The following is a 25043-nucleotide window of genomic DNA, read 5'->3' on the forward strand; positions in this document are numbered from 1 at the left end:
TTATGGATTACTATCACAAACCCAACTAGACAACACCCGGTCGCCACTAATTTTCGCCGTATCCTTTATATAATGAACACTTTTTGTTTGAGGGTAAGCTTTCCGACAAGCGTCCCACGCCTTACCCCAACTCGCCGTTGGAGGAATAGAATACGTATAACTTGCCTGCCCCGTTGAGCGATCAAAGATAATTTTTGCTGGATCGGAAACATTAACAATGCCAAATATTACCGCACTAGCCTGAGGAACATAGCTTGCTGTTAATGCAGCGCTACAGAGAAAAAAAGCAAGGGTGCGAAATTTTTCTAATTTCATATTTTACGTCCTTTTGATATTGCATAATATTAAAGAGAGTGTTGATAATTATAGCTGCATAGCAATTTATTATTTATCGCGGCAATCCCATGCAGCCAGCCAAAATACGCCGCCCGTCGTTTGAGAAATACCTTGCGTTGCTCCTTTAAATTCCACGCTTTTAGTTCCACGATGCCTGGAACGACATTCATCCCATGCGGCCCCCCAACTGTCTTGCCAGGCAGAATGAGACATCACTTTCGTAATGACACTCACTCCACCTAATGTTGCTGCTGATGTGGCAGATGAAAATAATGCAGGGAGAAAGAAAACAGTGGCGATAAAAGAACAAGTCATCAGTAACTTTTTATGAATAATAACGTCCATGTGTCATACCTCATCTGAATAATCCTAATGTCTCTTATTACGAATGGCATGATGAGGTTACAATAGTCATTAAAATAAAAAAGGACGTACAGCGGTCAATTGAGGACAAATCCGGCCATTTTCAGGTATGCCGCTGCGCACGAAGTTGACGGGGCGTCTTGCCGGTCCAGCGAGTAAATGCACGCCTAAAGCTACGGATGTCATCAAACCCCACCGCAAGGCCAATCTTTTCTATTGATAATCGTGAGGTGTACAGCAATGCCAGGGCACGCTCTTTACGTATCTCGTCCAACAGCGTGAGATACGTTTTACCGCATTCCGCGAGTCGACGCCGTAATGTACGTTCACTTACTGCAAGCTGTCTGGCTATTGCATCAAACATTGGCGGTTTTTCCAGCGTTCGATGTAGGATAAGGGATACCTCATTAACAATATCTTTCTGAACAGAATAGCGTTCAAGCAGTTGATCAAGAAACGCTAACATCAACTTATGATTGACATGATCATGAGTTGGAATAGGTAATTGTAAAATAGACTCTTGAAAATATAATGCATTATGCGGCTGGTTAAAATGTAAATCGCAGTTGAATTGCTTCCGGTATTTCTCAACATAAGAAGGCGGAGGAAAACTAAAGTCTATCTTTATCAAACGCATATTTTTCGCAGACATCTCTTGAATCATTCTTGGCAAGAATGAAAAAGCCTCCTCAATGAGAAAGGTCAGAATATCGATCTGGTGAAATGTACTGTGGGCAAATAATACAAAATTTCTCGACTCTTCTTTCTTATACGAGAAATGCAGTAACCCATGGATAAGCCCTTGGTATTTTAATCCGGTATCTAATACATGATGGAGCGTTGGGCTAGTAATAAAAGCAAAATAGAGTGGTCCCATTGTAGAGATAGTATGATTAGCGCCAATCCGTAGCCCAAAACCATCATACTGGCAAAGCTGTAAGGCTCTCTGGATAATTGTTTGCCCATGAAGCACTGGAATCCGGACATAGGGATCATTGACATCTTGCAATGTGATAGGGAGGCCGACAAAAATTCGCTCAGGATCAATTCCTTGATTGAGAAGTTCATCACTAATGCTACGTAATAAAAACGTAGGCATAGTTGAATAGATAAACTCTTTGTTTTTCATCACTCCTCCATGACTTCTGAAAAAAGCAAATACCCACACAAAATCTAGAGCTTTTCCTTACCAACTTCCGCTAATGGGGCTCTCCACGTACTTATTATCGGACAACCTTATCCGATGTTGATGGCACGGAATAATTTTTTTACACTTTTAGTTATTGATGACAGAAACTCTGTCTGCTCAATCTCCGTAAAATCATTATTCTACTGTAATAATCATTCTGAAAATTTAAAAAAAATGCCACCCAACATAAAAAAACATGTCGAGTGGCATGGATCTAACATGCATCAATTTAAAATGTAAAGCATTTAAAAATCAAGCTCACGAAAAATATGCATGACAGACGACTATCTAACGTTACCTCCTGCTAATTATGATGGGAATTTCAGCGCACTGTTTTGCGCGCCGGAATTAGAAACCACCCAGGATTTCGCCGCTGACGTGGTCATCAAACTGTATGAATAGTTAGATGACGCCGTCCATTTAGCGGCAGGTGATTTACTTGCCACGGCGGCTGGTGAGCTGCCATTATCCGTAAAGGTTGAACCATTGCCTTTATCGTCAACCATCCCTTTATTTTCCGCACCGGTGCCAAATACGTTGCGTTCAGAAATAACATTGGCATTCTGCGCAACCGTAAAGGCCAGGTTGAATTTATTGACGTAGTTGTTGAATACGTGGAAATAACCATAACGCATCAGGCCAGGCGCACGAACCTGAATATTTTCGTAATAGTTATGGCAGATGGTCAAACGCGGATAGCCATTATAGGCGCTGTTATTGTCATCTGCCGGATGACCAAAGATGCAGCCATATTTATGGTTTGAGAATAAGCAGTTACTGATCGTGACGTAATCCGCTTTCTCACCGACATAAATCAGCTTATCGAGGCTACCGTCGTTATCACTCCACGTATGTCCAGGCCATGAACAGTGATCCACCCAATATCCTTTACCGTAATTTAGATACAGCTGGATATCGTCATTATCCTTGATGGAAACATCATGTTTAAAAACCAGATTCTGGAAAATAACGTTAGATGAACTGGCATCTGCGCGCAGGTGAATATTGGTCAATACGTTGGCACCACCGAAAGAACCGACAATGGTTTTATTGCTGCCAAATACGACTTTGGTCAACGCAGATGTTTTCAGCGATGCGCCTAGGACCACAATCGTTTTTGTGGAACCGCTGACGGCTGATTTAAAATCGGCCAGAGAATTTACCGTAACAACTTTACCGCCTGTTCCTCCGGTAACATTTGCTGCTTTTGCAAAACCAATAATCCCAGTAAGATTCGTTGTTGGATAAGCCATAAAATTTCCTTTTTACAATTAGTGAATAGTAATGTCATTTGAGGTGTTAATTAACAAAATAAATAACACGCCTTCGACAATTACAGAGTGTATATAAGAGAATTTATTATGCTTATTAATCGAGTTTAATAAAAAAAGAACCTTGCGAATAGTTTCTTATTTAATTAATTCGCAGCCACCTTATTAATAAAGGTGACTGCATCATAGTCATCAAATTATTATCGCTACCATCCTTTTACTGCACCACCATTAAAAATACGGTTAGCAGCCTGTTCAACCTCATCGGACTGGTAGGCTTGAATAAATTTCTTCACGTTCTCCGCCTCCTTATTATCCTCACGGGTAACAATGATATTCACATACGGAGATTCTTTATCCTCAATAAAAATACCGTCTTTCGTTGGCGTTAAGCCCGTTTGCTGAATATAGGTGGTGCTAATGATCGCCACCGTCACTTTCGGGTCGTCTAATAAACGTGGCAGTTGCGCACCTTCTACTTCCATAATACGCAGGTTGTGCGGGTTGGTGGTGATATCCAGTACCGTAGGCAATAAACCCGTATCAGGCTTCAGGGTAATTAATCCGGTTTTTTCCAGCAATAACAGTGCCCGACCCAAATTAGTGGGATCGAAAGGAATCGCGATAGTGTCGCCATCTTTCAGATCGTTGATATTTTTTATCTTTTTCGAATAACCCGCCATCGGGAAAACAAAGGTATTCCCTACCGCCACCAGTTTATAACCGTGTTCGCGATTTTGCTGTTCCAGAAAGGGGCGATGTTGAAAGACGTTTGCGTCCAGATCGCCTTTATCCGTCGCTTCGTTAGGCAATAGCGAACCGCTAAACCCGACCAGTTCAACATCAAGGCCATATTTTTCTTTTGCCACTTTCTTCGCCACATCGGCGACATCCTGTTCTGCGCCGTTAATCACACCGACTTTAATGTGGTTGGCAGAATTGCTTGCGTTATCGCATGCGGTCAACGCCATCGCCGCCGTGACCATTCCCGCCACCAGCGCTATACGCCATTTCTTCATCATTCTGATTCCCTGATATCGTAAATACATTGATTTCTCAATATATTGATTTAAAGAAAAAAACAGTATGTCCCTCGATTAAGCGAGTCAAATAACTCCGCGTTCTATCAATATGCTTTTCACCATTCGAACAATAAATAGAACTGTATATACCCTAAATAATTCAAGTGGCGTGAAGGCGGCAACCGCGCGAATCCCCAGGAGCTTACTCAGGTAAGTGACTGGGGTGAGTAAGAGCAGCCAACGTACAAGCAGCTTGAAGTATGACGGGTATATTTGTTAAGCCGATTCCATTTTAATTATCTACTATTGCTCGCCCCTTGATTCCCCCGCATTATGACACTTTGATGACTTCTGATTCACACGGCGAAACCATGATTAATGTGGCTTTGGTTGACGATCACATCGTTGTACGGTCTGGCTTTGCACAGCTTCTGGCATTAGAAAATGACATTCAGGTGGTTGGGCAATATGCCTCTGCGGCGCAGGCGTGGCCCCATCTCCTCAAACAGCCCATTGATGTTGCGGTGATTGATATTGCCATGCCGGATGAAAGCGGCCTGTCGTTATTAACCCGCCTGCGTCAACAGCGCCCTCAGTTTCGCGCCATTATTTTGAGCATTTACGACACTACCGCCTTTGTACAAAGCGCGTTGGACGCTGGGGCTGGCGGCTATCTCACGAAGCGCTGTGGCCCGGAAGAGCTTGTGCAGGCGGTTCGCGTGGTCAGCAGCGGCGGCATTTACCTGTGTGCCGATGCCTTGCACGCCATTCGCCATCAGCAGCAGCCACCGAAGGAACTGCTGGCGCTGACCCCACGCGAGCGGGAAATATTCAGCCTGCTGATTAACGGGATTAGTGTGAAAAGCATTGCTGAACAGCTCGAACTCAGCCATAAAACCGTCCACGTACACCGCGCCAACATTCTCAGTAAATTGCAGTGTGAATCTACGGTAGAGCTGGTGCACTTTGCACTCCAGCACCAACTGCTGGCAGGGAAATAGGCCATGCGCCGTCTGCACGTCATCGGTATGACGCTGTTTTTGGCCTTTTTCTACAGCCTGACCTGGCTGGCGCTGTGGACCATCAGTTTCTATTTAAGCAACAACGGCCAGCAGGCAGCGCTGTTGTTACCGCAAGGGTTACGGCTGGCGTTGATGATTTTGCTGCCGCGCAAATACTGGCCGACCTTACTGCTTTCCGAAATCGCTATCCAGAGCTGGCTTATCAGCGAGCAGCTCATGACGCGTTCACTGCTACTGCTTTCCCCGTTCCTCAGCCTGATTCCGGCCATCATCACGCACAAAATTTGGCATCGCCATACACTTTATTGGCAACGCCTGCTGCTATTGCTGGCGGCGCTGACGCTCAACACGATTCTGCACGGCATCGCCATTGGCCCCTGGTTGCATTCGCAGCTGACGCAGACGTTGCTGGCCACGTTTACCGGTGGCGTCCTGCTGATTCCGTTCATCTATCTGCTGTACGAATACATCAAGCAGCAGCATTTGCAGACGCTGCTGGCACAGGAGATCCCCGATCCGCCGCTGCGTACCTCGCTGCTGATTTGGTGTTCGCTGTTTTTTTCTATCGGCGTTTGTCTGCAAATGGCGTTCACACCCGAGATGGAACGTCTGCTGCTGATCTTCGTTTTTCTGCCCAACGTGGTGATGGCGTATAAATTCGGCTGGCAAGGCGGCGTACTCTCCGCCGTACTCGGCAGCCTGATGATTGCCGTCACGCGTCAGGTGAGCGGCGCGTTCGACGATCTGCGCGAGCTGGAGCTTTTTCTCTCCACACAGGCGCTGCTTGGTATTGGGCTGGGGATCGCTATCAGCCGCCAGCAACAGCTGGCACAGCGGCTACAGCGCTATCGCCAGCAGTTGGAGCAGGAGTTGAAAACCCGACGGCGGCTCATGGAGCGCATCATTCATACCGAAGAGGCCGTACGCAAAGACATCGCGCGCGAGCTGCATGATGACATCGGCCAAAACATCACCGCGATTCAGATTCAGGCCATGCTGGTAAAACACAGTGCACCTGCCGATGCCGCCCAGCACGCGGCCGGACAAATCAGCGAGCTGTCGCGACGCATTCACCACACCACGCGCCAGCTTCTACGCCAACTACGCCCACCGGTGCTGGATGAGATGGTGTTGGATAAAGCGTTGCATCATCTGGCGGATGAATTCGCCTTCGCAGCGCGCGGCATTCAGTTTCAGTTGGATTATCAGCTCCCCACGCCCCCGCATGATGACGTGGTGGTTTTCACTCTTTACCGGCTGGTGCAGGAACTGCTGAATAACATCAACAAACACGCCAGCGCTACGCAGATTATGGTTCGGCTTTCGCAGCAGGATGACATGATCACGCTCGACGTCATTGATAACGGCGTGGGCATTGCACAAAAAGACAGGGCCAATCCCACAAGTGGCGGTTTCGGCCTGCGGGGTATCGAGGAGCGCGTTCAGGCGCTGGGTGGCAATTGGCTGGTGAAGGCCGCAACCCACGGTGAATCCACCGCGCCGCGTGGCACGCACATAATTGTTAACCTGCCCACAAAATTTAAACAAAAAGACGATTAGCTAGGAATTATTCCTAGTCACCTAAAACCTTGTCTCATCCTTTTTGATTCGCATCCCCCTACTCTTCTCTCAACGCGACGGAGAACCCCATGCAGGCACCCATGTTTTCTACGGGACAGGACTCAACGGGACAGCTTTCACCCACACAAATCAGCCAGCGCTATCGCTACTGGCGGCCGCGGTTGCTGATTTCCATGGTCATCGGGTACGCCACGTTCTACCTGACGCGCAAAAGCATCAACTTTGTCATGCCGGTGATGCAGTTGGAATTAGGGTTAAGCAAAGGCGATATCGGTCTGCTGGGGACGCTGTTTTATCTCTGTTACGGCGCCTCCAAGTTTATTTCCGGCATCGTGTGCGATCGCAGTCAGGTGCGCTGGTTTATGGGTGTCGGGCTGATGATTACCGGGGTGCTGAACATTCTGTTCATGTACTGCCAGTCGCTCACCGGATTACTGATTGTCTGGGCGCTGAACGGGTTCTTTCAGGGATGGGGTTGGCCCCCTTGCGCCAGACTGCTGAGCAGTTGGTATTCGCGCAATGAGCGCGGTCTCTGGTGGGGATGCTGGAATACGTCGATCAATATTGGCGGCGCAGCGGTTCCCCTGCTCGCAGGCTATCTGGCCTCCGAATGGGGATGGCAGGCAGCGCTGCTGGTGCCGGGCATCATCGGCATTGTGATTGGTCTGTGGCTGTGCTGGCAGCTGTGCGACAAACCCCAGCAACAAGGTTTGCCCAGTGTCGGCCAGTGGCGGCGCGATGCGCTGGAGATTCGTCAGGAGCAGCAGAGTCCGCCGATGCCGATGCGTCAGATTTTGCGTGATGCGATTCTGCGTAACCGCACCATCTGGCTGCTCGGGTTCTCCTACATTCTGGTGTACCTGATTCGTATCGCACTGAATGATTGGGGAAACATCTGGCTGTCGGAGAGCCACGGCTTCAACCTCCTCAGCGCGAACGCCACGCTGTCGCTGTTTGAACTGGGTGGATTGCTGGGGGCGCTGTTTGCCGGTTGGGGGTCGGACCTGCTGTTTCGTGGTCAGCGCGCACCGATGATTTTGCTGTTTGCCCTCGGGCTGTTTTTAACCATGACCGCGCTGTGGCTGGCACCAATTCATCACTATTCGCTGCTCGCGGCCTGTTTCTTCAGTATCGGTTTTTTTGTTTTTGGACCACAGATGTTGATCGGTCTGGCTGCGACGGAATACAGCCATAAGGATGCCGCAGGCACGGTGACAGGTTTTCTGGCGTTGTTCGCCTATCTGGGGGCGGCGTTGGCAGGCTGGCCGCTGGCACAGGTGCTGCAACACTACGGATGGTCGGGATTTTTTACTCTGCTGGCGTTGGCTTCAGCCTGCATCGGACTGTTATTGATGCCGCTGCTGATGGCAGGTGTCAGCCGCCGGGAACGTTTGATGACATCAAAATAGCGATAACAATAGATAACTATCTAAGGAAAACATCATGAAACTGAGTACCTTAACTACCCTCATCGCCGCTGGACTGACCGTTGCTGCCGTTACCACCACCACCGCACGTGCCGAAGGGCGTCTGGTCATTTACTGTAGCGCCACCAACGCCTTCTGCGAGGAAGAAGCCAAGGCCTTCGGTGAAAAACACAACGTTAAAACCTCCTTTATCCGCAACGGTTCCGGCAGCACGCTGGCGAAAGTCGATGCAGAGAAGAAAAACCCGCAGGCTGACGTCTGGTACGGCGGCACGCTGGATCCGCAATCTCAGGCTGGCGAAATGGATCTGCTGGAACCCTATCAGTCTAAAAACCTCGATCAGATCATGCCGCAATTCCGCGATCCCGCTAAACGTAAAGGCAACTACTCGTCTGCTGTTTACGTCGGCATCCTCGGTTTTGGCGTCAATACCGATCGCCTGAAAGAGAAAAATCTGCCGGTTCCACAGTGCTGGAAAGATCTGACCAACCCGGTCTACAAAGGCGAAATCCAGATTGCCGACCCACAAAGCTCCGGTACGGCCTATACCGCACTGGCGACCTTCTCCCAGCTTTGGGGTCAGGATCAGGCCTTTGATTACCTGAAAAAACTGAATGCTAACGTGTCGCAATACACCAAATCCGGTATTGCCCCGGCACGTAACGCCGCGCGTGGCGAAACCGCTATCGGCATCGGCTTCCTGCACGACTACTCACTGGAAAAAGAAAAAGGCGCCCCGCTGACGCTGATCTCTCCGTGTGAAGGCACTGGCTATGAAATTGGCGGCGTCAGCATCCTGAAAGGCGCGCGCAATATGGATAACGCCAAACTGTTCGTTGACTGGGCGCTGTCGAAAGAAGCACAGGAACTCTCCTGGAAGAAAGGCCAGTCCTACCAGATTCTGACTAACACCACCGCCGAAGCGTCCCCGCTGTCGCTGAAATTGCAGGATCTGAAACTGATCAACTACGACATGGACAAATACGGTGCGGCAGACGTGCGTAAGGACCTGATTTCCAAGTGGGTTAACGAAGTCAAAATGGGCCAATAAGCTCCAATTATTGACTTTGATTGAAAAATAACGGGAACACGGCAGCAGCTTGCTCGCATTTCGCTTAACGCCGTGTTCTCAGCATCGCTGATTAACCATTACTCAATATTATTCACCAACCAATACCTGTGACGATTCATCTTATAAAACAACGCTATAAAGCACCAGGGAACCTTATGTCACACACACTCACTCTTTCACCGACGCCTAAGCGGGATCCTATATTCCTGTGGCTGGCGCTGATTGCGGCAACATTCTTGCTGCTGCCAGCGTGGAGCCTGGATTACGGCCTGCTGGATGCCTCACACGATGAACTGCTGGCCGCTTACAGCTGGTCGAACCTGAATATCAGCCTGCTTTGGTTCTTGCTCCCGTTGGGACTGCTGGTGCGTCCGCTGTTTACGCCCGGCCGGGAACAACGCGGTCGCCACCGTTTTGATGCGGCGTATGCCTTGTTCTGCGCGCTTTTCGTGGTCATCAGTGCCACGCTCGAAGGGCGCGGAATGGGCTATGGCACGATCGCACTGTTTGTCGCACTGAGTGCGATTATTACGCTGGCGCTCTCTAGGCTTGACTGGCTGGGTGGCGATCGCTTCGTCATCGGCTCGCTCATCAGCATCATCGCGCTGATTGGCGTGTTTATCCTTTACCCCAGCATTGCCATCTTTATTCCCATGTTCACCAACGACAGCGGTGAATTCGCGCCGCTCGCGTTTATGCAGATTCTGGGTCAGACGCACATTTTACGCGTGATCTGGAACTCATTCCTGCTGTCGGTTGCCGTTGGTATCGGCTGTACCTTCTTCGGTATGGTGCTGGCCATTTACACTTCGCGCATCGCCCGTCGCTCCGCGATTATCGGCCGCATTTTCTCCATTCTACCTATCGTTACCCCGCCGTTTGTCGTCGGGTTAGGCGTAACGCTGATGATGGGTCGCTCCGGTTATGTCACCGAGCTGATGGTAGCCTGGTTCGGCCTGACGAACACCAACTGGCTGTATGGGTTTACCGGTATCTGGCTGGCACAGGTGCTCGCCTTTACGCCGATGTCGTTCATGATTCTGGAAGGCGCGATGAAGACGATTCATCCGTCGCTGGAAGAGGCGTCATACACGCTGCGTGCCAACCGCTATCAAACCTTTCAACGGGTTTTCCTGCCCCTGTTGAAACCCGCGTTGGCTAACTCGTTCCTGATCGTAATCGTCCAGTCGCTGGCCGATTTCAGTAACCCGCTGGTGCTGGGCGGCAACTTCGACGTACTCGCCACCCAGATTTACTTCTACATCACTGGCGCACAGCTGGATTATCAGTCAGCCAGTACGCTCGGCGTTGTCCTGCTGCTGTTCTCACTGGCGGTGTTCTGCGTGCAATATCTGTGGATCGGCAAACGTTCCTACGTCACGATTTCCGGTAAATCCTACCGTGGCGATGTGCAACCGCTGCCCGTTTCGCTGGTGTGGATCGTCAGCATCCTGCTCTATGTCTGGATTGCCTTTAACGTCCTGCTGTACGGCAGCATTTTCTACGGCAGCTTTACGGTTAACTGGGGCGTGGATTACACCCTGACGTTGGCAAACTTCAGCAAGTTGTTCGGACAAGGCTTTAGCGACGGCGCCTGGCCTTCCCTGCTGGATACGCTGCTGTTCGCGGGCATCGCGGCACCGATTACGGCACTATTTGGACTGCTTATCGCCTACATCGTGGTACGCCAGCAGTTCTACGGTAAGAAAGCCATCGAGTTCACCACCATGCTGTGCTTTGCGGTGCCGGGCACCGTTGCCGGTGTGTCTTATATTCTGGCCTTTAACAGTGCGCCGGTTTACCTAACGGGAACGGCGGTGATCGTCATCATGTCGATGGTGATGCGTAACGTACCGGTTGGTATCCGTGCCGGTATCGCCGGACTGGGGCAGTTGGATAAATCGCTGGATGAGGCGTCGCTCAGTCTGCGAGCGGGTTCGATGCGTACGGTGTTCTATATTCTGCTCCCGCTGTTGCGTCCGGCCATTTTGTCCGCGCTGATTTACAGCTTCGTGCGCGCTATTACCACCGTCAGCGCTATTATCTTCCTGGTTACGCCAGATACCCGCGTCGCCACGTCTTACATTCTTAACCGCGTGGAAGACGGCGAATACGGTATGGCGATTGCTTACGGTTCCATCCTGATTGTGGTCATGCTGGCCATTATTTTCCTGTTCGATTATCTGGTCGGTGAAGCGCGGGTTTCCCGCTCAAAAGCCAAGAATAGTGACTAAGCGGAGTGATTACCTTGAATACTGAAAAAAACTTTGTTGAACTGAAGCACGTCACTAAACGTTTCGGCAACAACACCGTCATTGATGATTTGAATCTGGCGATCCCACAGGGAAAAATGGTCACGCTGCTGGGGCCATCTGGCTGCGGTAAAACCACGGTACTCCGTGCAGTCGCTGGTTTGGAAAAACCGACGGAAGGCCAGATTTTCATCGACGGCGAAGACGTCACCGAACGCTCCATTCAACAGCGTGATATCTGCATGGTGTTCCAGTCTTACGCCCTCTTCCCACACATGTCGCTGGGAGAAAACATTGGTTATGGCCTGAAAATGCTTGGTCGTCCAAAGGCGGAAATCAATCAGCGAGTAAAAGAAGCGCTGGCGCTGGTGGATCTGGAAGGGTTTGAAGATCGCTACGTCGACCAGATTTCCGGCGGACAGCAGCAGCGTGTCGCGCTGGCGCGAGCGCTGATCCTCAAACCGAAAGTCCTGCTGTTCGATGAGCCGCTGAGTAACCTCGACGCTAACCTGCGCCGCAGTATGCGCGAGAAAATCCGCGAGCTTCAGCAGCAGTTCAATATCACCTCGCTGTATGTGACGCACGATCAGAGTGAAGCCTTTGCGGTGTCGGACATGGTTCTGGTCATGAACAAAGGCAAAATCATGCAGTTGGGCGCGCCGCAGGAGCTCTACCGCCAGCCGGCTTCCCGCTTCATGGCCAGCTTTATGGGAGATGCCAATATCTTCCCTGCGACCTTTACGGCAGACAGCGTGAACATCTATGGCTACCTCATTCCGCGTCCGCAAGGTTTTGCCGCCGGATTAAGCGAATCGACCGTCGGTATTCGCCCGGAAGCCATTACACTCAGCCATCAGGGCGAAGAAAGCCAGCGCTGCACGATCACACAGGTCGCCTATATGGGGCCGCAGTACGAAGTGCAGGTAGACTGGCACGGACAGTCGATGCTGTTGCAGGTTAACGCGACCCAGCTTCAGCCGAATCCGGGCGACAGTTACTATCTGCAAATTCACCCTTACGGCATGTTTGTACTGTCCGAGCAGTAAGCTACGGGTAACCCTCCGCCAAACCGGGAGCACCTGCTCCCGGTTTGGGGACAAAGATCGTCATTTTCATTCTGCAAATAGGTTTGTTATCAGTCTGAACGCTAGTGTCAGCTCCCGGTTTTACTTTTTACAACCATCTAAAAACGCCTACAAACGTCAGTTTCTCTTCGGCCTGCTTCGATTGCGCCAAGATACATACGCCTGTTACGGATTACCCATGCGATTTGTTATGATGATGCTCTTTCACGCACGGAATAGCCGCTATGAAACAGAAACCCATAACACTAAATGATGTCGCCGAGTATGCCGGGGTTTCCTATCAGACAGTTTCCCGCGTGCTGAATCAGGCACCTCATGTGTCATCTCGCACTCGCACTAAAGTAGAAGAAGCGATGGCGGCACTTAACTACACACCTAACCGCGTCGCACAGCAGTTGGCAGGGAAAACCATCACTACGCTGGGACTCGTCACCACCGATCTTTCGCTGCACGCCCCTTCCCAAATTGCTGCGGCAATCAAAAGTACCGCCAGCCAGTTAGGTATTAACATCGTGATGTCCATGCTGAGCAGCCCGGATGTCAACACCTGCAATAACGCCGTTAACGACCTGCTTTCTCAGCGAGTCAGCGGTGTTATCGTGAATGTCCCACTCTCGTCGGATGATGTCGCACACATTAGCCAGACCTGTGCCGATACGCCCGTCCTGTTTATGGATGCCGATCCGCATACCGACATACTCAACGTCATGTTCGATCCCGATCACGGCGCACGTTTGGCTATCACACATCTCGTGCAACTGGGGCACCAGCATATCGCCCTGCTGACGGGGCCAATGACCTCGATTTCCGCCCGACTGCGTTATGAAGGCTGGCTAGCCGAGCTGGAAAAACAGCAACTTTCTCCCGCTTCGGTACTGTATGGCGACTGGAGCGCCGCTTCCGGTTACCACCAGACGCTGGCACTGCTGGGGCAATCTTTGCGCGTATCCGCCATTGTTGTAGCGAACGATCAAATGGCGCTTGGCGTTCTACGTGCGCTGCATGAATATGGCCTTCGCGTGCCGGAACAGATGTCGGTGATCGGTTTTGACGATACTCAGGACAGCGCGTATTACACTCCGCCACTGACAACCATTCGCCAGGATTTCAGGCTCTTAGGTAAAGAAGGCGTCACCCGCTTGCTCACTACGCTGCGCGACCCTACCCAGAGTACGTCACTGTTGTTACCCACCGAACTGATCGTACGCCATAGCACCGCCGTACATTCATCGACGCATGCTTCCCTGCAAGAGCTCACCAAAAATCTGCTAGACATTACACGCCAGCTCCAGAGGCTGTAACCCTTTACACTATTTGTAACCCTTTACACCACAGTACCTTTTTCACCCCCAGTGCCAAAAACCTAACAAATAACATGGTAAACAATAAGTTATTTGTCACCCCTTATTGAATTGTTGCGTAGCGCTTTCCAGATTCGATGTTCTCTCATTCTTTTTACAAACGATCTTTGTGATCGCTTCCACTTTATTGTCACGCGCCACTTTACTCGCCCTGACGAGTCGATATGTTATGAGCAACACAAATTGTGAGCGGATAACAATTTAAACTCCCATCACAATGACAGCCTCAAAACGTTCAGGAGCCAAGCCATCATGAGCGATACCGTTTTGCCGCATCCCGTACGCCATCGCGCCACGTTGCAAGAAATCCTTTCCCGACGCGATTGGGAAAACCCAACCTGTACTCACTACCAGAGGCTTCCTGCACATCCGCCGTTTAACAGCTGGCGTAGCGTAGCTGCCGCACAGCAGGGTGAACCTTCTCAGCGGCTGCGCCGCCTGAATGGCGAATGGTCGTTTAGCTATTTCACTCGCCCGGAAGCGGTGCCGGAAAGCTGGTTGCAGCAGGATCTGCCCGATGCCGATACCATCCCAGTGCCTTCTAATTGGCAATTACAGGGCTATGACACTCCGATTTATACCAACGTAAAATACCCGATCCCCGTCAACCCACCTTATGTGCCGAAAGACAATCCCACCGGTTGTTATTCGCTCACTTTTAAGATCAATCATGACTGGATCAGCAACGGGCAAACCCGGATTATCTTTGATGGTGTTAACTCCGCGTTTTACCTCTGGTGTAACGGTCACTGGGTAGGATATTCGCAGGATAGTCGCCTGCCTGCGGAGTTTGATATCGGGCGCTATCTGACGACCGGAGAGAATCGGCTGGCCGTCATGGTGTTACGCTGGTCTGACGGCAGCTATCTGGAAGATCAGGATATGTGGCGTATGAGCGGTATTTTCCGCGATGTCACGCTTCTGCATAAACCCACGGTTCACCTCAACGATATCCAACTGACTACGCCGCTCAGCGCCGATTTCCGCCACGGCACACTGGAGATTCAAGTGAGGGCAACGCTCACCGAAGCGGAATCCAAAAGCCATCGCATCCGTGCACAGCTTTGGCGTGGTAATAAACTCATCGGCGACACACGACAGGCGTTCGGCAGTAATATTGTCGATGAACGCGGTGCTTACCACGATAAGGCTTTTCTCCGTATTGACGTGCCACAGCCCGATCTGTGGAGCGCCGAACTGCCGCACCTGTACCGCACGGTTATTTCATTGGAAACAGCGGAAGGCGAGCTCGTAGAAGCAGAAGCCTATGATGTCGGTTTCAGAAAAGTTGAAATCCGCAACGGTCTGCTGCTGCTGAACGGTCAACCGCTACTGATTCGTGGCGTTAACCGCCATGAGCATCACCCGCAGCACGGTCAGGTCATGGATGAAGACACGATGCGGCGCGATATTATGCTGATGAAACAGCATAATTTTAACGCCGTGCGTTGCTCACATTACCCCAACCATCCGCTGTGGTATCGGCTGTGCGATCGCTACGGCCTGTATGTTGTGGATGAAGCGAACATTGAGACGCATGGCATGCAGCCGATGAATCGTCTGTCAGACGATCCCGTCTGGCTACCTGCCTACAGCGAACGCGTGTCGAGGATGGTACAACGCGACCGCAATCATCCCTGCATTATTATCTGGTCATTGGGGAACGAGTCCGGTTACGGCGCAAATCATGACGCACTCTATCAATGGATCAAGCGCCACGATCCGACGCGTCCCGTGCATTACGAAGGCGGCGGCGCGAACAGTCGTGCGACCGACATTGTGTGCCCCATGTACGCCCGCGTCGATGAAGATCAGCCCTTCCCCAGCGTGCCCAAATGGTCGATCACCAAATGGATCAGCATGCCGGACGAACATCGGCCACTTATCCTCTGCGAGTACGCACACGCGATGGGCAACAGTCTGGGGGGATTTGCTCGCTACTGGCAGGCATTCCGTCAATACCCTCGGTTACAGGGCGGATTCATCTGGGACTGGGTCGATCAGGCACTGACCCGCCACGACGAGCAAGGCAATGCCTACTGGGCATACGGTGGAGACTTTGGCGACACACCTAACGATCGTCAGTTCTGTCTGGACGGCTTGCTGTTTCCCGATCGCACCCCGCATCCCAGCCTGTATGAAGCACAGCGGGCACAGCAGCATATTCAGTTCGACTGGCAGGCGGGGTCACCGTGTGAGCTTCACGTCACCAGCGAATACCTGTTTCGCCATACGGACAATGAGCAGTTGAACTGGCGCATCACGCTGGACGATAAAACGCTCGCGGAAGGTTCGCTGCCGCTGACGCTCGCGCCGCAGTCCACCCAGACTCTCACGCTACTGGAGGCGCTTCCCGCCGTCGAACACACAGGGGAGCTTTGGCTCAATGTTGAAGTCGTACAGCCTAAAGCCACCGCCTGGTCAGAGGCAAACCACCGTTGCGCCTGGGATCAATGGCAACTCCCTGCGCCACTTCATCTTCCCGATACGGCCAGTTCCGGGCAGAAGCAACGCCCCGTACTGCGATCTTCTGATACGCACTTCGATATCATTCAGGGCGAACAACGCTGGCGCTTTAACTGCCAAAATGGCTGGCTGGAACAGTGGTGGACAGCCGACACGCCAGCGCTGTTAACCCCTTTGCAAGATCAGTTTGTTCGGGCACCGCTGGATAACGACATCGGTATCAGCGAGGTTGATCGCATCGATCCGCGCGCCTGGGCCGAACGCTGGAAATCAGCCGGTCTTTATCAATTGCAGACACAGTGTATAGCGATTCAGGCTAACCAACTCGACGATGCCGTGCAGGTTACTACCGAGCATGTATTCCGCCATGCCGGACAAATCTTGCTACGGAGTAAAAAGCGCTGGCAGATTGATGTACACGGCGTGATGACTGTTGATGTCGACGTCGATGTCGCGACGGTACTCCCATCACTAGCCAGAGTGGGCTTGAACTGCAAGTTAGCCGACGTTGCACCTCAGGTCAGTTGGGTCGGGCTTGGTCCACATGAGAATTACCCAGACCGACAGCTGGCTGCACAGCATGGACACTGGAGGCTGCCGCTGGATGACCTTCATACGCCCTACATTTTCCCGTCAGAAAACGGACTGCGCTGCAACACTCGCACGCTAACGTACGGCAAATGGACAATCACCGGAAATTTCCACTTCGGGTTAAGTCGTTATGGGTTAACACAGTTAATGACCTGTACTCACCACCATTTATTAGAAAAGGAAGAAGGCGTTTGGCTCAATCTGGATGGCTTCCATATGGGCATTGGCGGCGATGATTCCTGGAGTCCCAGCGTTCATCGCGATGATTTACTCACGGCGACACATTATCACTACCGCGTCGCGCTTCAACATCACCAACCGTATTGATATGAAAAAGCAGTATTAAAAAGCAACGAAAGAGAGCGGATATCTATCTCTTTCTATCCTGGTTGTATCCCGCCGCCGCCAAAATAAGCGCCGCGGTTATATACCCTAAATAACTCGAGCTGCATACAGGTGGCTTGAGTTATGACGGGTATAATGCATATCGGAGAAAGCGCCATGTACTACCTACATAATAAGAATTTCTGGATATTCGGCCTGTTTTTCTTTTTCTACTTCTTCATCATGGGGGCTTATTTCCCGTTCTTCCCTATTTGGCTTCACGATATCAACCAAATAAGTAAAAGCGACACGGGAATTATCTTCGCCTGCATCTCCTTTTTTGCTTTGCTATTTCAACCTATATTTGGCCTGTTATCCGATAAGTTAGGATTGAGAAAACACCTGCTGTGGATTATTACCATTATGCTGGTGTTTTTTGCTCCATTCTTTATTTATGTTTTTGGCCCATTACTAAAATACAACATCGTTTTAGGTTCTATCGTCGGCGGAATTTACCTGGGATTCATCAACAACGGTGGCGCACCAGCCATTGAAGCCTACATCGAGAAAGTTAGCCGCCGCAGCCAGTTTGAATTTGGCCGTGCACGCCTGTTCGGCTGCCTCGGCTGGGCGCTCTGTGCGTCTATCGTCGGGATTATGTTTACCATCAATAATCAGTTTGTTTTCTGGCTTGGTTCCGCGTGTGCCGTCATCCTCGCTATCCTGCTACTGTTGGCAAAACCGGAAGTCTCTTCCAGCGCGTTCGTTGCCGATCAAGTTGGCTCTAACCAGAAACCCTTTAGCCTGAAAATGGCAGCCGAGCTGTTAAAAGAACGTAAGATCTGGTTCCTGACCCTCTATGTCGTCGGTGTGTCATGCACCTATGATGTGTTCGATCAGCAGTTTGCCAACTTCTTCACGTCGTTTTTCGAAACCCGACAGGAAGGCACAAGAGTATTTGGCTACGTCACTACGCTGGGTGAATTGCTTAATGCCACCATCATGTTTTTTGCACCGCTAATTGTGAACCGTATCGGCGGTAAAAACGCCCTGCTCATCGCCGGGACGATTATGTCCGTACGTATCATTGGCTCCGCTTTTGCCAGTTCCGTACTGGAAGTGATTGTGCTGAAAACGCTGCACATGTTTGAAGTGCCGTTCCTGATTGTCGGCTGTTTCAAATACATCACCACAGTCTTTGAAGTTCGTTTTTCCGCGACGATTTATCTGGTGTGCTTCTGTTTCTTTAAACAAATATCCATCATTTTCATGTCCATCTTTGCTGGCAATATGTATGACAGTATCGGTTTTCATGGCACTTACCTGATTTTAGGCGGCATCGCCCTCTCCTTCACGGCGGTATCCCTATTCACGCTGTCGGGAAAAGGACCGTTATATGCTTTTTCCGACAAACAAAAAGCGCCAGTGAATACACTCTAGCGATGGCAGGACACGATAAAATGCCGGTATTTGCCAAAAATATCGGCAGATTGCACATTCTCTCACCGAACAGTGCAATTTTGTGGTTTACGCCTTTGACATGCGCGGCACACGCCGTTATCATGCGCCCCGTTCACACGATTCCTCTGTAGTTCAGTCGGTAGAACGGCGGACTGTTAATCCGTATGTCACTGGTTCGAGTCCAGTCAGAGGAGCCAAATTTAGAAAATCCCGCTTAAGGCAACTTAAGTGGGATTTTTGCTTTTAGCATTATATTCAATACCTTCACGTGAAAAATCTTCCCGATACATATTTCGTTTTCCTTCTGCATTGGGAGAATGTGGTGGTCAGATTTAGGGTCTTTCTGGTTCGATAATGGTGTGACCCCACCCCAGTATTAGATACCATTGTCAGTGAGTAATATCTGTTCTGTTACAGCCTAATTTCCCATTTCGCCACCGTGCCGCAAACTCTGACGGTGTCTGATAATTCAGTGCTGAATGTGGCCGACACTCGTTATAGTCCTGCAGCCAGGCATTAATGATTTCCCTGACGTGGGCAATATCGCTGAACCAGTGCTCATTCAGGCATTCATCGCGAAAGCGACCGTTAAAACTCTCAATCAATCCATTCTATGTTGGCTTACCCGGCTGGATTAAATGCCGTTCTACTAGGGGATAGAATGAGCGTTCCGTGCTGAGTGTCTTGAATGCGTGGGAGAAAGAAACTGTATAGTTATCAGAGAAACAAATCGGAGTTGGGAGAGCGGTGACGGGCGAAACTCTATGCAATGGGATACGGAGTCTCACCTGTTACAATGTAGTTGGTATGGAAAATTATGACCGCTCCTGGCTCAGAGCGGACATTTCAGCTTTGCCCTACCCCTGGCATCTGAACTTAGCCTTGACACCAGAACCAAGTAATTAGCCCAGCGCACCCATACTGGTCAAACGCGCCTCATGGCTTCATCACGATGCGGCCAAGCGGTTTCGCTGTCTCGGCGAATTCGTGGGCCGCGGCAGCGTTGGCCAGGGGGAAGATGCGGTCAATGACAACCCTGATGCGCCCTGCTGCTACAGCCTGCAACATGTCGTCCACACTTGCCCGAACTCCGGGCCTTTCAAAAAGGGGTCCCATGAATACCCCCATGAGTGTCTGGTTAGACTGCATTGGCGGCCACAAGTCGACAGTCAGGCTGCCACCGCCCGCATTACCGACGAAGACGAGACGTCCTTCCGGAGCGAGCGCAGAAAGCGAAGCGGGCAACGTCGTCCCTACCGGATCGATGACGAGGTCAACACCGGTGCCATGGGTGTACTGCCGAACACTGTCCACGACGTTATTCTCTGCACGATCCACGACATGATCGGCACCAAGTTCAAGCAACCGGCTTCTTCGCTGCGTTCCACTTGCCACGGCGATGACCGTCGCGCCTGCTTGTGAAGCAAGCTGAACGGCCGCGAGCCCCACGCCACCAGCGGCAGCCTGAATAAGAACCGTTTCTCCGCGCCGGAGCATGCCTCGAGTGAAGAGGCAATGATATGCGGTTCCAAAAGAAATCGGTAACACCGCCGCTTCTGCCGTATCCACCCCATCTGGTATAAGCCAGGTTCGTTCTGCGGGCACAGCCCAGCGTTCTGCATGTGATCCCTGCATGTTAAAAGCAGCGACTCTGTCCCCAATCGTACGGCTACGAACGTTCGATCCAACTGCAACAACAGTGCCCGCGGCCGCGTAGCCGACGACCCATGAAGGAAGAGGTGGCGGAGTTGAACGGCGGTTGATCAGATCTCCACCTTCAATCGAGATAGCCTCGACAGAAATCAGGATGTCGTCAGGCCCTGTGACCGGATCTGGGATATCGACATATTTCAGGACGCTGGGAGCGCCTTCCACGTCATAAACCGCTGCTTTCATAAATTTTCCTCTGTCTCATCAGTAAATCCAGACCAGTCTGACAAACTCCCCCCGCTCCGGCCTATAGCATGTCAGAAATCTCTCTGTGGCCTCTACAGGCAGCGCGGGCTGCCCTGTTGAATTTTCGACTGGCGGAAAGACCTGTAATGCTTAGGGCAGCCTAGCAATCACCTTAATCTCAAATTTGAATCCGTAAAGCCACGTCACGCCGATCCCGGTCAACGTAGGGTAAGGCGCTTCCCCCCAATATTCTGGCAGGATACTCCAGATAGCGTCGAGGTTTGACTCGGGATCGACGACAAAGAGGGTAACGTCAACTACGTCACCGAACGTGCAGCCCGCAGCTGTGAGAACGGCATTAAGGTTATCGAATGCCAGCCTGACCTGCGCTTTTAGATCCTGTTCAGGCGAACCATCCTCGCGGCTACCAACCTGCCCCGAAACGAACAAGAACCCGTTAGATTTGATGGCTGGTGAATAGCGATTGCGCTCATAGAGCGCCTGCCGACCGAAGGGAAAAACTGCTTCGCGTGCTGTCATGTTTGTACCTTTGCAATGGGGCGAAATCTGCCCGGTGAATATAAAGACACTTTACAGGTGCTAGATCGGGCGGATAAACAAGCGACTTTGTCCATCATTGTTTGTAAAATCCAAACAATCGGTGAAAAGAGAGGAGAAGGAATGGATCGTTTCGATGCGATGCGCGCCTTTGCTCGCGTGGTGGAGGCAGGTAGCTTCACAAAAGCTGCCCAAACGCTGCATATGAGCAAAACCACGGTGACGCAACTTATTCAGCAGCTGGAAGCGCGCCTGCGCGTCAAGTTGCTCCATCGAACTACCCGCAAGCTCGGTGTGACTCCCGATGGTGCGGTCTACTATGAACGCGTCATCCGCCTGCTAGCGGACATGGAGGATGCTGAAAACAGCCTGTCCAGTGCGGCGATTACGCCCAGGGGGCGGCTACGGGTGGATGTGCCCAGTCCGCTGGCCCGCCTTGTGCTCGTGCCAGCACTACCGGCTTTCCACGCACGCTACCCTGATATCCAGTTCGACATGGGCGTGAGTGACCGGGTGGTGGACCTGATCGGCGACAACGTGGATTGCGTCCTGCGCGGTGGCGAAATCAACGATCAGTCCCTGATCGCACGTCATGTCGGCGATTTGCAAATCGGCGTCTACGTCGCCCCCAGTTATGTGGAACGCCTTGGCGCCCCTGCGCATCCGCGAGAGCTGGAAAACACTGACCATCGCATCGTGGGATTCTTGTCCTCACGCACCGGCAAGATTGATTCTCTGGTACTGCACGGTGAGAGTGAACATATTGAAATCAAGAGCAGCTATGTGCTTGCCGTGGATGATGGCAATGCTTACCTCGAAGCTGGGCTAGCTGGGTTAGGCGTAATTGCGCTGCCAGTCTATATGGCGGCAGCACATCAAGCTTGTGGCGCCTTGATTCCGCTATTTGAACAGTGGCGTATTAATCCAATGCCCCTGCACCTGGCATTTCCGCCGAACCGCCATGTCAACGCCAAGCTGCGAGTTTTTATTGATTGGATCGTTGAATTGATGCAGCAGCATGAGACAACGCTGCCTCCTGAAAACAATACAGCTGCGTTGTCTCCGTAATATTAATGGCCGTATTTAAAGTTAAAGCCTAATGCATCACCCGTGGTGTCATATTCGCGGAAGTTGTAGATCAAAGGCTTCCATTTTGACGAATCGACAACATCATTCGCTCCTAATAGCTCGCTATCCACCCAGACATTGACAATATCCAGCTCAACGAGAATAAAACGGCCTTTGTCCGTCGTGCTGACGGTTTTACATTCCGCCTGAATAGGACATTCAATCACCCGAGGCGGCGTAATATCGCGAGAAGACTCAGTGTGAAGGCCGACTTTGGAGAATTTATCGTGGCATACCTGAACGCCCCATTTAATCTGCCCCTCAGATAGCGTATCGCTCCCGGTCAACTTACCGAGTTCTTCAACTTTCTCCCAAAGTTTATAATCAGGAATATTAATCACAACATCAGACCCGGATAATAAATTACTACAGGTCTTACTTCCTTTGGTGACACCGATAATAATTTTATCGCCGAGAGAAATTGACGACGATACAGAAGCAACATTGATATTTCCGTTGCTATTATCCGTTGTCGTAACAAGGAAAACCGGAAAACCATAATAAAATGAACTGAGTTTTACGTTCTTTTTCATTTGAGTTAAAACCTCATCATCGAGTGGCGTTATATTTTTCATTTTTACTCTTTTGATTTATTTTTAACAATAACCCTAATTGAGTACCAGCTAGGGTGTTTTTTACATTTAATATCCCTAATAAGGGGAACATCAAAAAAATAACTTAATGTAACTATTCCTTGATGTTAGTTTTTATCTCCTATAATCAGGTGAGGTAAATAATCAAAGGGAGAAACGTTTCTCCCTGATAATACGGCCTTTCCGCAAACTGCTTCGGCAGTGTAAAAAATTAATGAGCAGAAAGTAATTCACAAACATTAAAAGAGGTATATGATATGCACTATATGATTTTTCCTTCCCGCCACGTCATATGGCTGGGTAAAACATGAGGTTTAAACATGGAACGAATCGTTATACCCGCGAATTATGTTCATACTCGTACCACGCCTTTTTGGACAAAGGAAACGGCACCGGCGTCTATCTGGCAGCGTCATTTGGATGCAGGGACACGACAAGGCGTTTACCCACGCTTGTGCGTGATGCAAGGGACAATTCGTTATTATGGTTACGCCGATGAGACCAGTCCTGACCCCGTCGAAACGCTGACTATTGAAGCCGGACAATTTGGCGTATTTCCGCCAGAAAAATGGCACAGAATCGAAGCGTTATCTGATGATACGCTATTCAACGTCGATTTTTATGTCGATCCAAAAATTCTGATAGAAGGTTGAGGTAAACATAATGACAAGTGAAAATAAAGGATATTCATTAACACTATTGAACCGTGACAATAAGGAAAAGGCAGAGAAAGTTTATCTCAAACCGATGGCTTTTTATGTGCCTGATTTCGCCGCAGGCGCAGTTATGGAATTATTCAACGAACTGTCGTCAACCAGCGAAAATAAAAAAGGTTTTCTGCTGACGGTTACGAACAACAATAACGGCGTGTCCGTTGATAAAGATCTCCCTACGGTCGAAGAATTAAAAGATAAGACAATTTCGGCTGAAGCGGTAAAAGAACTGGTTAATATCGTACGTGGTTACGATGCAGATGAAGAGACTAACGTTTGCGGCTGGTAAAACAATAGATCTCCACACTATTCAAGCTGCTGATTATTTCACAGTTCGAATAATTTAAGCGTTACCTTTAGTACCCGTATTCATTAAAAAACAGGCGCTGAATGTCTTTTGACTTAACAAGCGCCCCTGCCCCCTACTCTCCAATTACTAAAAACAGTCATTCACGCCGCAGCGCAGGCTTATCGACTGCAACCATCAACATGATTACTCTTTTTATCTGTGTCGCTCACTACCCTGAAAAGTACAGTCACGTTAGTATTAACTGATTATCTCATTCAGTAAGCGAAACTGGTGGCCAGACGCATACCCCCCATCCCGCAAATAGAGATATTCACGATAATAATTACCACGATAATAGTTATTGTGAGCAAAATAAGCGAAGAAAGAAAATATAATTCAAAAACCTATAAGGTGTTATTAACATAACCATAAATACTTAAACATTTTTTATATAATGCCGATTTATTATCAAATCACGCGGTCTGCCTGCGTTTATGGCTACAGCACACAGCGTTGTATTCCGCGTAGTCGGTTAGAAAGAATAAAAAGACTGTGGTCGCAGATGAAAATACATGGAGTTTTTTCAAATGAAATCAAGCAATATCCTGTTGTCCTCACTGTTAATGACAGCCCTTTTTGCATCAGCAGCTGCTAATGCGGGCCCGAAATTCAATGTCACCTTTAAGAATCTTGGCGCATCCTCCGCCCCTGCCGCTGTTTTTTCTCCGACGACAACAGCGGAAATTTTCTCACAGGCGAATGCTTCACCGAAGCCAAAAGAAAGCGTTAAGTCTGGGGATTCAGATCAATATACGATCTCCAATCCAATCAGTGACGTTGGTTCAATGCATGTTCGTTACAAAGTTGGGGCCAAAGTTTGCCAGTTTGATATGACGTATACTGTGAAGTATGTGTTGGGAAATAAAATCCCCCAATGGACTAAAAGCACCACGCCTAGCAACGGCGCACGCTGCAACCTAAGAGTGACGTATGCCAACGTCAATACTCACGACTCAGATGTAGAAATTACCATGCGATAACAC

At 50.1% G+C, this 25043-nt stretch carries 21 protein-coding genes, 1 tRNA gene and 1 pseudogene; 14 read left to right on the top strand and 9 right to left on the bottom strand.

Annotated elements, in window-relative coordinates; all coding sequences use genetic code 11:
* The 5 genes from AB8809_RS15740 to nlpA form a co-directional block, all read right to left on the bottom strand.
* Positions 1-315 carry a hypothetical protein gene (locus AB8809_RS15740; RefSeq protein ID WP_349854888.1) on the bottom strand — a complete coding sequence of 105 codons (315 nt, stop codon included), beginning with the start codon at positions 313-315 and terminating at the stop codon, positions 1-3.
* 69 nt (positions 316-384) lie between these two features.
* The gene (locus AB8809_RS15745) at positions 385-681 is read right to left on the bottom strand and encodes a hypothetical protein (protein ID WP_015839646.1); all 297 of its coding nucleotides are present in this window, start codon (positions 679-681) and stop codon (positions 385-387) included.
* Positions 682-802: 121 nt separating this feature from the next.
* Positions 803-1828 carry an AraC family transcriptional regulator ligand-binding domain-containing protein gene (locus AB8809_RS15750; protein WP_181829485.1) on the bottom strand — a complete coding sequence of 342 codons (1026 nt, stop codon included), beginning with the start codon at positions 1826-1828 and terminating at the stop codon, positions 803-805.
* 368 nt (positions 1829-2196) lie between these two features.
* Positions 2197-3141, bottom strand: coding sequence for a pectate lyase (locus AB8809_RS15755; protein WP_015839644.1), 945 nt, complete (start codon positions 3139-3141; stop codon positions 2197-2199).
* Between the two features lie 224 nt (positions 3142-3365).
* On the bottom strand, positions 3366-4181 hold the full coding sequence (gene nlpA / locus AB8809_RS15760; RefSeq protein WP_181829484.1) for a lipoprotein NlpA: 816 nt from the start codon (positions 4179-4181) through the stop codon (positions 3366-3368).
* Between the two features lie 371 nt (positions 4182-4552).
* Here nlpA and AB8809_RS15765 point away from each other — a divergent pair, with 371 nt between their 5' ends.
* The 10 genes from AB8809_RS15765 to AB8809_RS15810 all read left to right on the top strand — a co-directional run bounded on the left by AB8809_RS15765 (position 4553) and on the right by AB8809_RS15810 (position 19020).
* Positions 4553-5182: a response regulator transcription factor gene (locus tag AB8809_RS15765; protein ID WP_043881903.1), complete on the top strand. Its 630-nt coding sequence runs from the start codon at positions 4553-4555 to the stop codon at positions 5180-5182.
* 3 nt (positions 5183-5185) lie between these two features.
* On the top strand, positions 5186-6763 hold the full coding sequence (locus AB8809_RS15770; RefSeq protein WP_181829483.1) for an MASE1 domain-containing protein: 1578 nt from the start codon (positions 5186-5188) through the stop codon (positions 6761-6763).
* An 89-nt stretch (positions 6764-6852) separates the two neighbouring features.
* Entirely contained in the window at positions 6853-8193 is a 1341-nt protein-coding gene (uhpC, locus tag AB8809_RS15775) for an MFS transporter family glucose-6-phosphate receptor UhpC (RefSeq protein WP_015839640.1), read from the top strand.
* A 34-nt stretch (positions 8194-8227) separates the two neighbouring features.
* The gene (locus AB8809_RS15780) at positions 8228-9262 is read left to right on the top strand and encodes an ABC transporter substrate-binding protein (protein WP_180777217.1); all 1035 of its coding nucleotides are present in this window, start codon (positions 8228-8230) and stop codon (positions 9260-9262) included.
* Between the two features lie 176 nt (positions 9263-9438).
* A complete protein-coding gene (locus AB8809_RS15785; protein WP_349854894.1) occupies positions 9439-11517 on the top strand; it encodes an iron ABC transporter permease in 2079 nt (692 codons plus the stop codon).
* 5 nt (positions 11518-11522) lie between these two features.
* Complete coding sequence (fbpC, locus tag AB8809_RS15790) at positions 11523-12581, top strand: ferric ABC transporter ATP-binding protein (RefSeq protein ID WP_181829482.1); 1059 nt, start codon at positions 11523-11525, stop codon at positions 12579-12581.
* A 263-nt stretch (positions 12582-12844) separates the two neighbouring features.
* Positions 12845-13921 carry a LacI family DNA-binding transcriptional regulator gene (locus tag AB8809_RS15795; RefSeq protein ID WP_349854896.1) on the top strand — a complete coding sequence of 359 codons (1077 nt, stop codon included), beginning with the start codon at positions 12845-12847 and terminating at the stop codon, positions 13919-13921.
* Between the two features lie 312 nt (positions 13922-14233).
* Complete coding sequence (locus tag AB8809_RS15800) at positions 14234-17365, top strand: beta-galactosidase (RefSeq protein WP_349854898.1); 3132 nt, start codon at positions 14234-14236, stop codon at positions 17363-17365.
* 174 nt (positions 17366-17539) lie between these two features.
* Positions 17540-18802, top strand: a complete 1263-nt coding sequence (locus AB8809_RS15805; RefSeq protein WP_015839634.1) for an MFS transporter — start codon at positions 17540-17542, stop codon at positions 18800-18802.
* A gap of 142 nt (positions 18803-18944) precedes the next feature.
* Positions 18945-19020 (top strand) — tRNA-Asn (locus AB8809_RS15810).
* A 192-nt stretch (positions 19021-19212) separates the two neighbouring features.
* On the opposite strand, the pseudogene AB8809_RS15815 reads toward AB8809_RS15810, so the two are convergent.
* From AB8809_RS15815 to AB8809_RS15825, 3 genes and pseudogenes are all read right to left on the bottom strand, one after another.
* A pseudogene (locus tag AB8809_RS15815) lies at positions 19213-19473 on the bottom strand (transposase); the annotation flags it as partial.
* A gap of 286 nt (positions 19474-19759) precedes the next feature.
* On the bottom strand, positions 19760-20719 hold the full coding sequence (locus AB8809_RS15820) for a zinc-binding alcohol dehydrogenase family protein (protein ID WP_349854900.1): 960 nt from the start codon (positions 20717-20719) through the stop codon (positions 19760-19762).
* Positions 20720-20869: 150 nt separating this feature from the next.
* Complete coding sequence (locus AB8809_RS15825; protein ID WP_180777250.1) at positions 20870-21259, bottom strand: RidA family protein; 390 nt, start codon at positions 21257-21259, stop codon at positions 20870-20872.
* Between the two features lie 141 nt (positions 21260-21400).
* On the opposite strand from AB8809_RS15825, the gene AB8809_RS15830 reads away from it, so the two are divergent.
* Positions 21401-22345, top strand: a complete 945-nt coding sequence (locus tag AB8809_RS15830; protein ID WP_349854902.1) for a LysR family transcriptional regulator — start codon at positions 21401-21403, stop codon at positions 22343-22345.
* Between the two features lie 2 nt (positions 22346-22347).
* Here AB8809_RS15830 and AB8809_RS15835 read toward each other — a convergent pair whose 3' ends face one another.
* Entirely contained in the window at positions 22348-22938 is a 591-nt protein-coding gene (locus AB8809_RS15835) for a flavin reductase family protein (protein WP_015839629.1), read from the bottom strand.
* 380 nt (positions 22939-23318) lie between these two features.
* On the opposite strand from AB8809_RS15835, the gene AB8809_RS15840 reads away from it, so the two are divergent.
* The 3 genes from AB8809_RS15840 (at position 23319) to AB8809_RS15850 (ending at position 25040) form a co-directional block, all read left to right on the top strand.
* A complete protein-coding gene (locus AB8809_RS15840; protein ID WP_015839628.1) occupies positions 23319-23651 on the top strand; it encodes a DUF1971 domain-containing protein in 333 nt (110 codons plus the stop codon).
* Between the two features lie 10 nt (positions 23652-23661).
* Positions 23662-24000 (top strand): DUF1869 domain-containing protein, encoded by a 339-nt coding sequence (locus AB8809_RS15845; RefSeq protein ID WP_015839627.1) that lies wholly within the window; start codon positions 23662-23664, stop codon positions 23998-24000.
* A gap of 587 nt (positions 24001-24587) precedes the next feature.
* Complete coding sequence (locus tag AB8809_RS15850; RefSeq protein ID WP_181829447.1) at positions 24588-25040, top strand: hypothetical protein; 453 nt, start codon at positions 24588-24590, stop codon at positions 25038-25040.
* Positions 25041-25043: the final 3 nt, after the last annotated feature.

The organism is Pectobacterium aroidearum (assembly GCF_041228105.1).
Classification (GTDB): Bacteria; Pseudomonadota; Gammaproteobacteria; order Enterobacterales; family Enterobacteriaceae; genus Pectobacterium; species Pectobacterium aroidearum.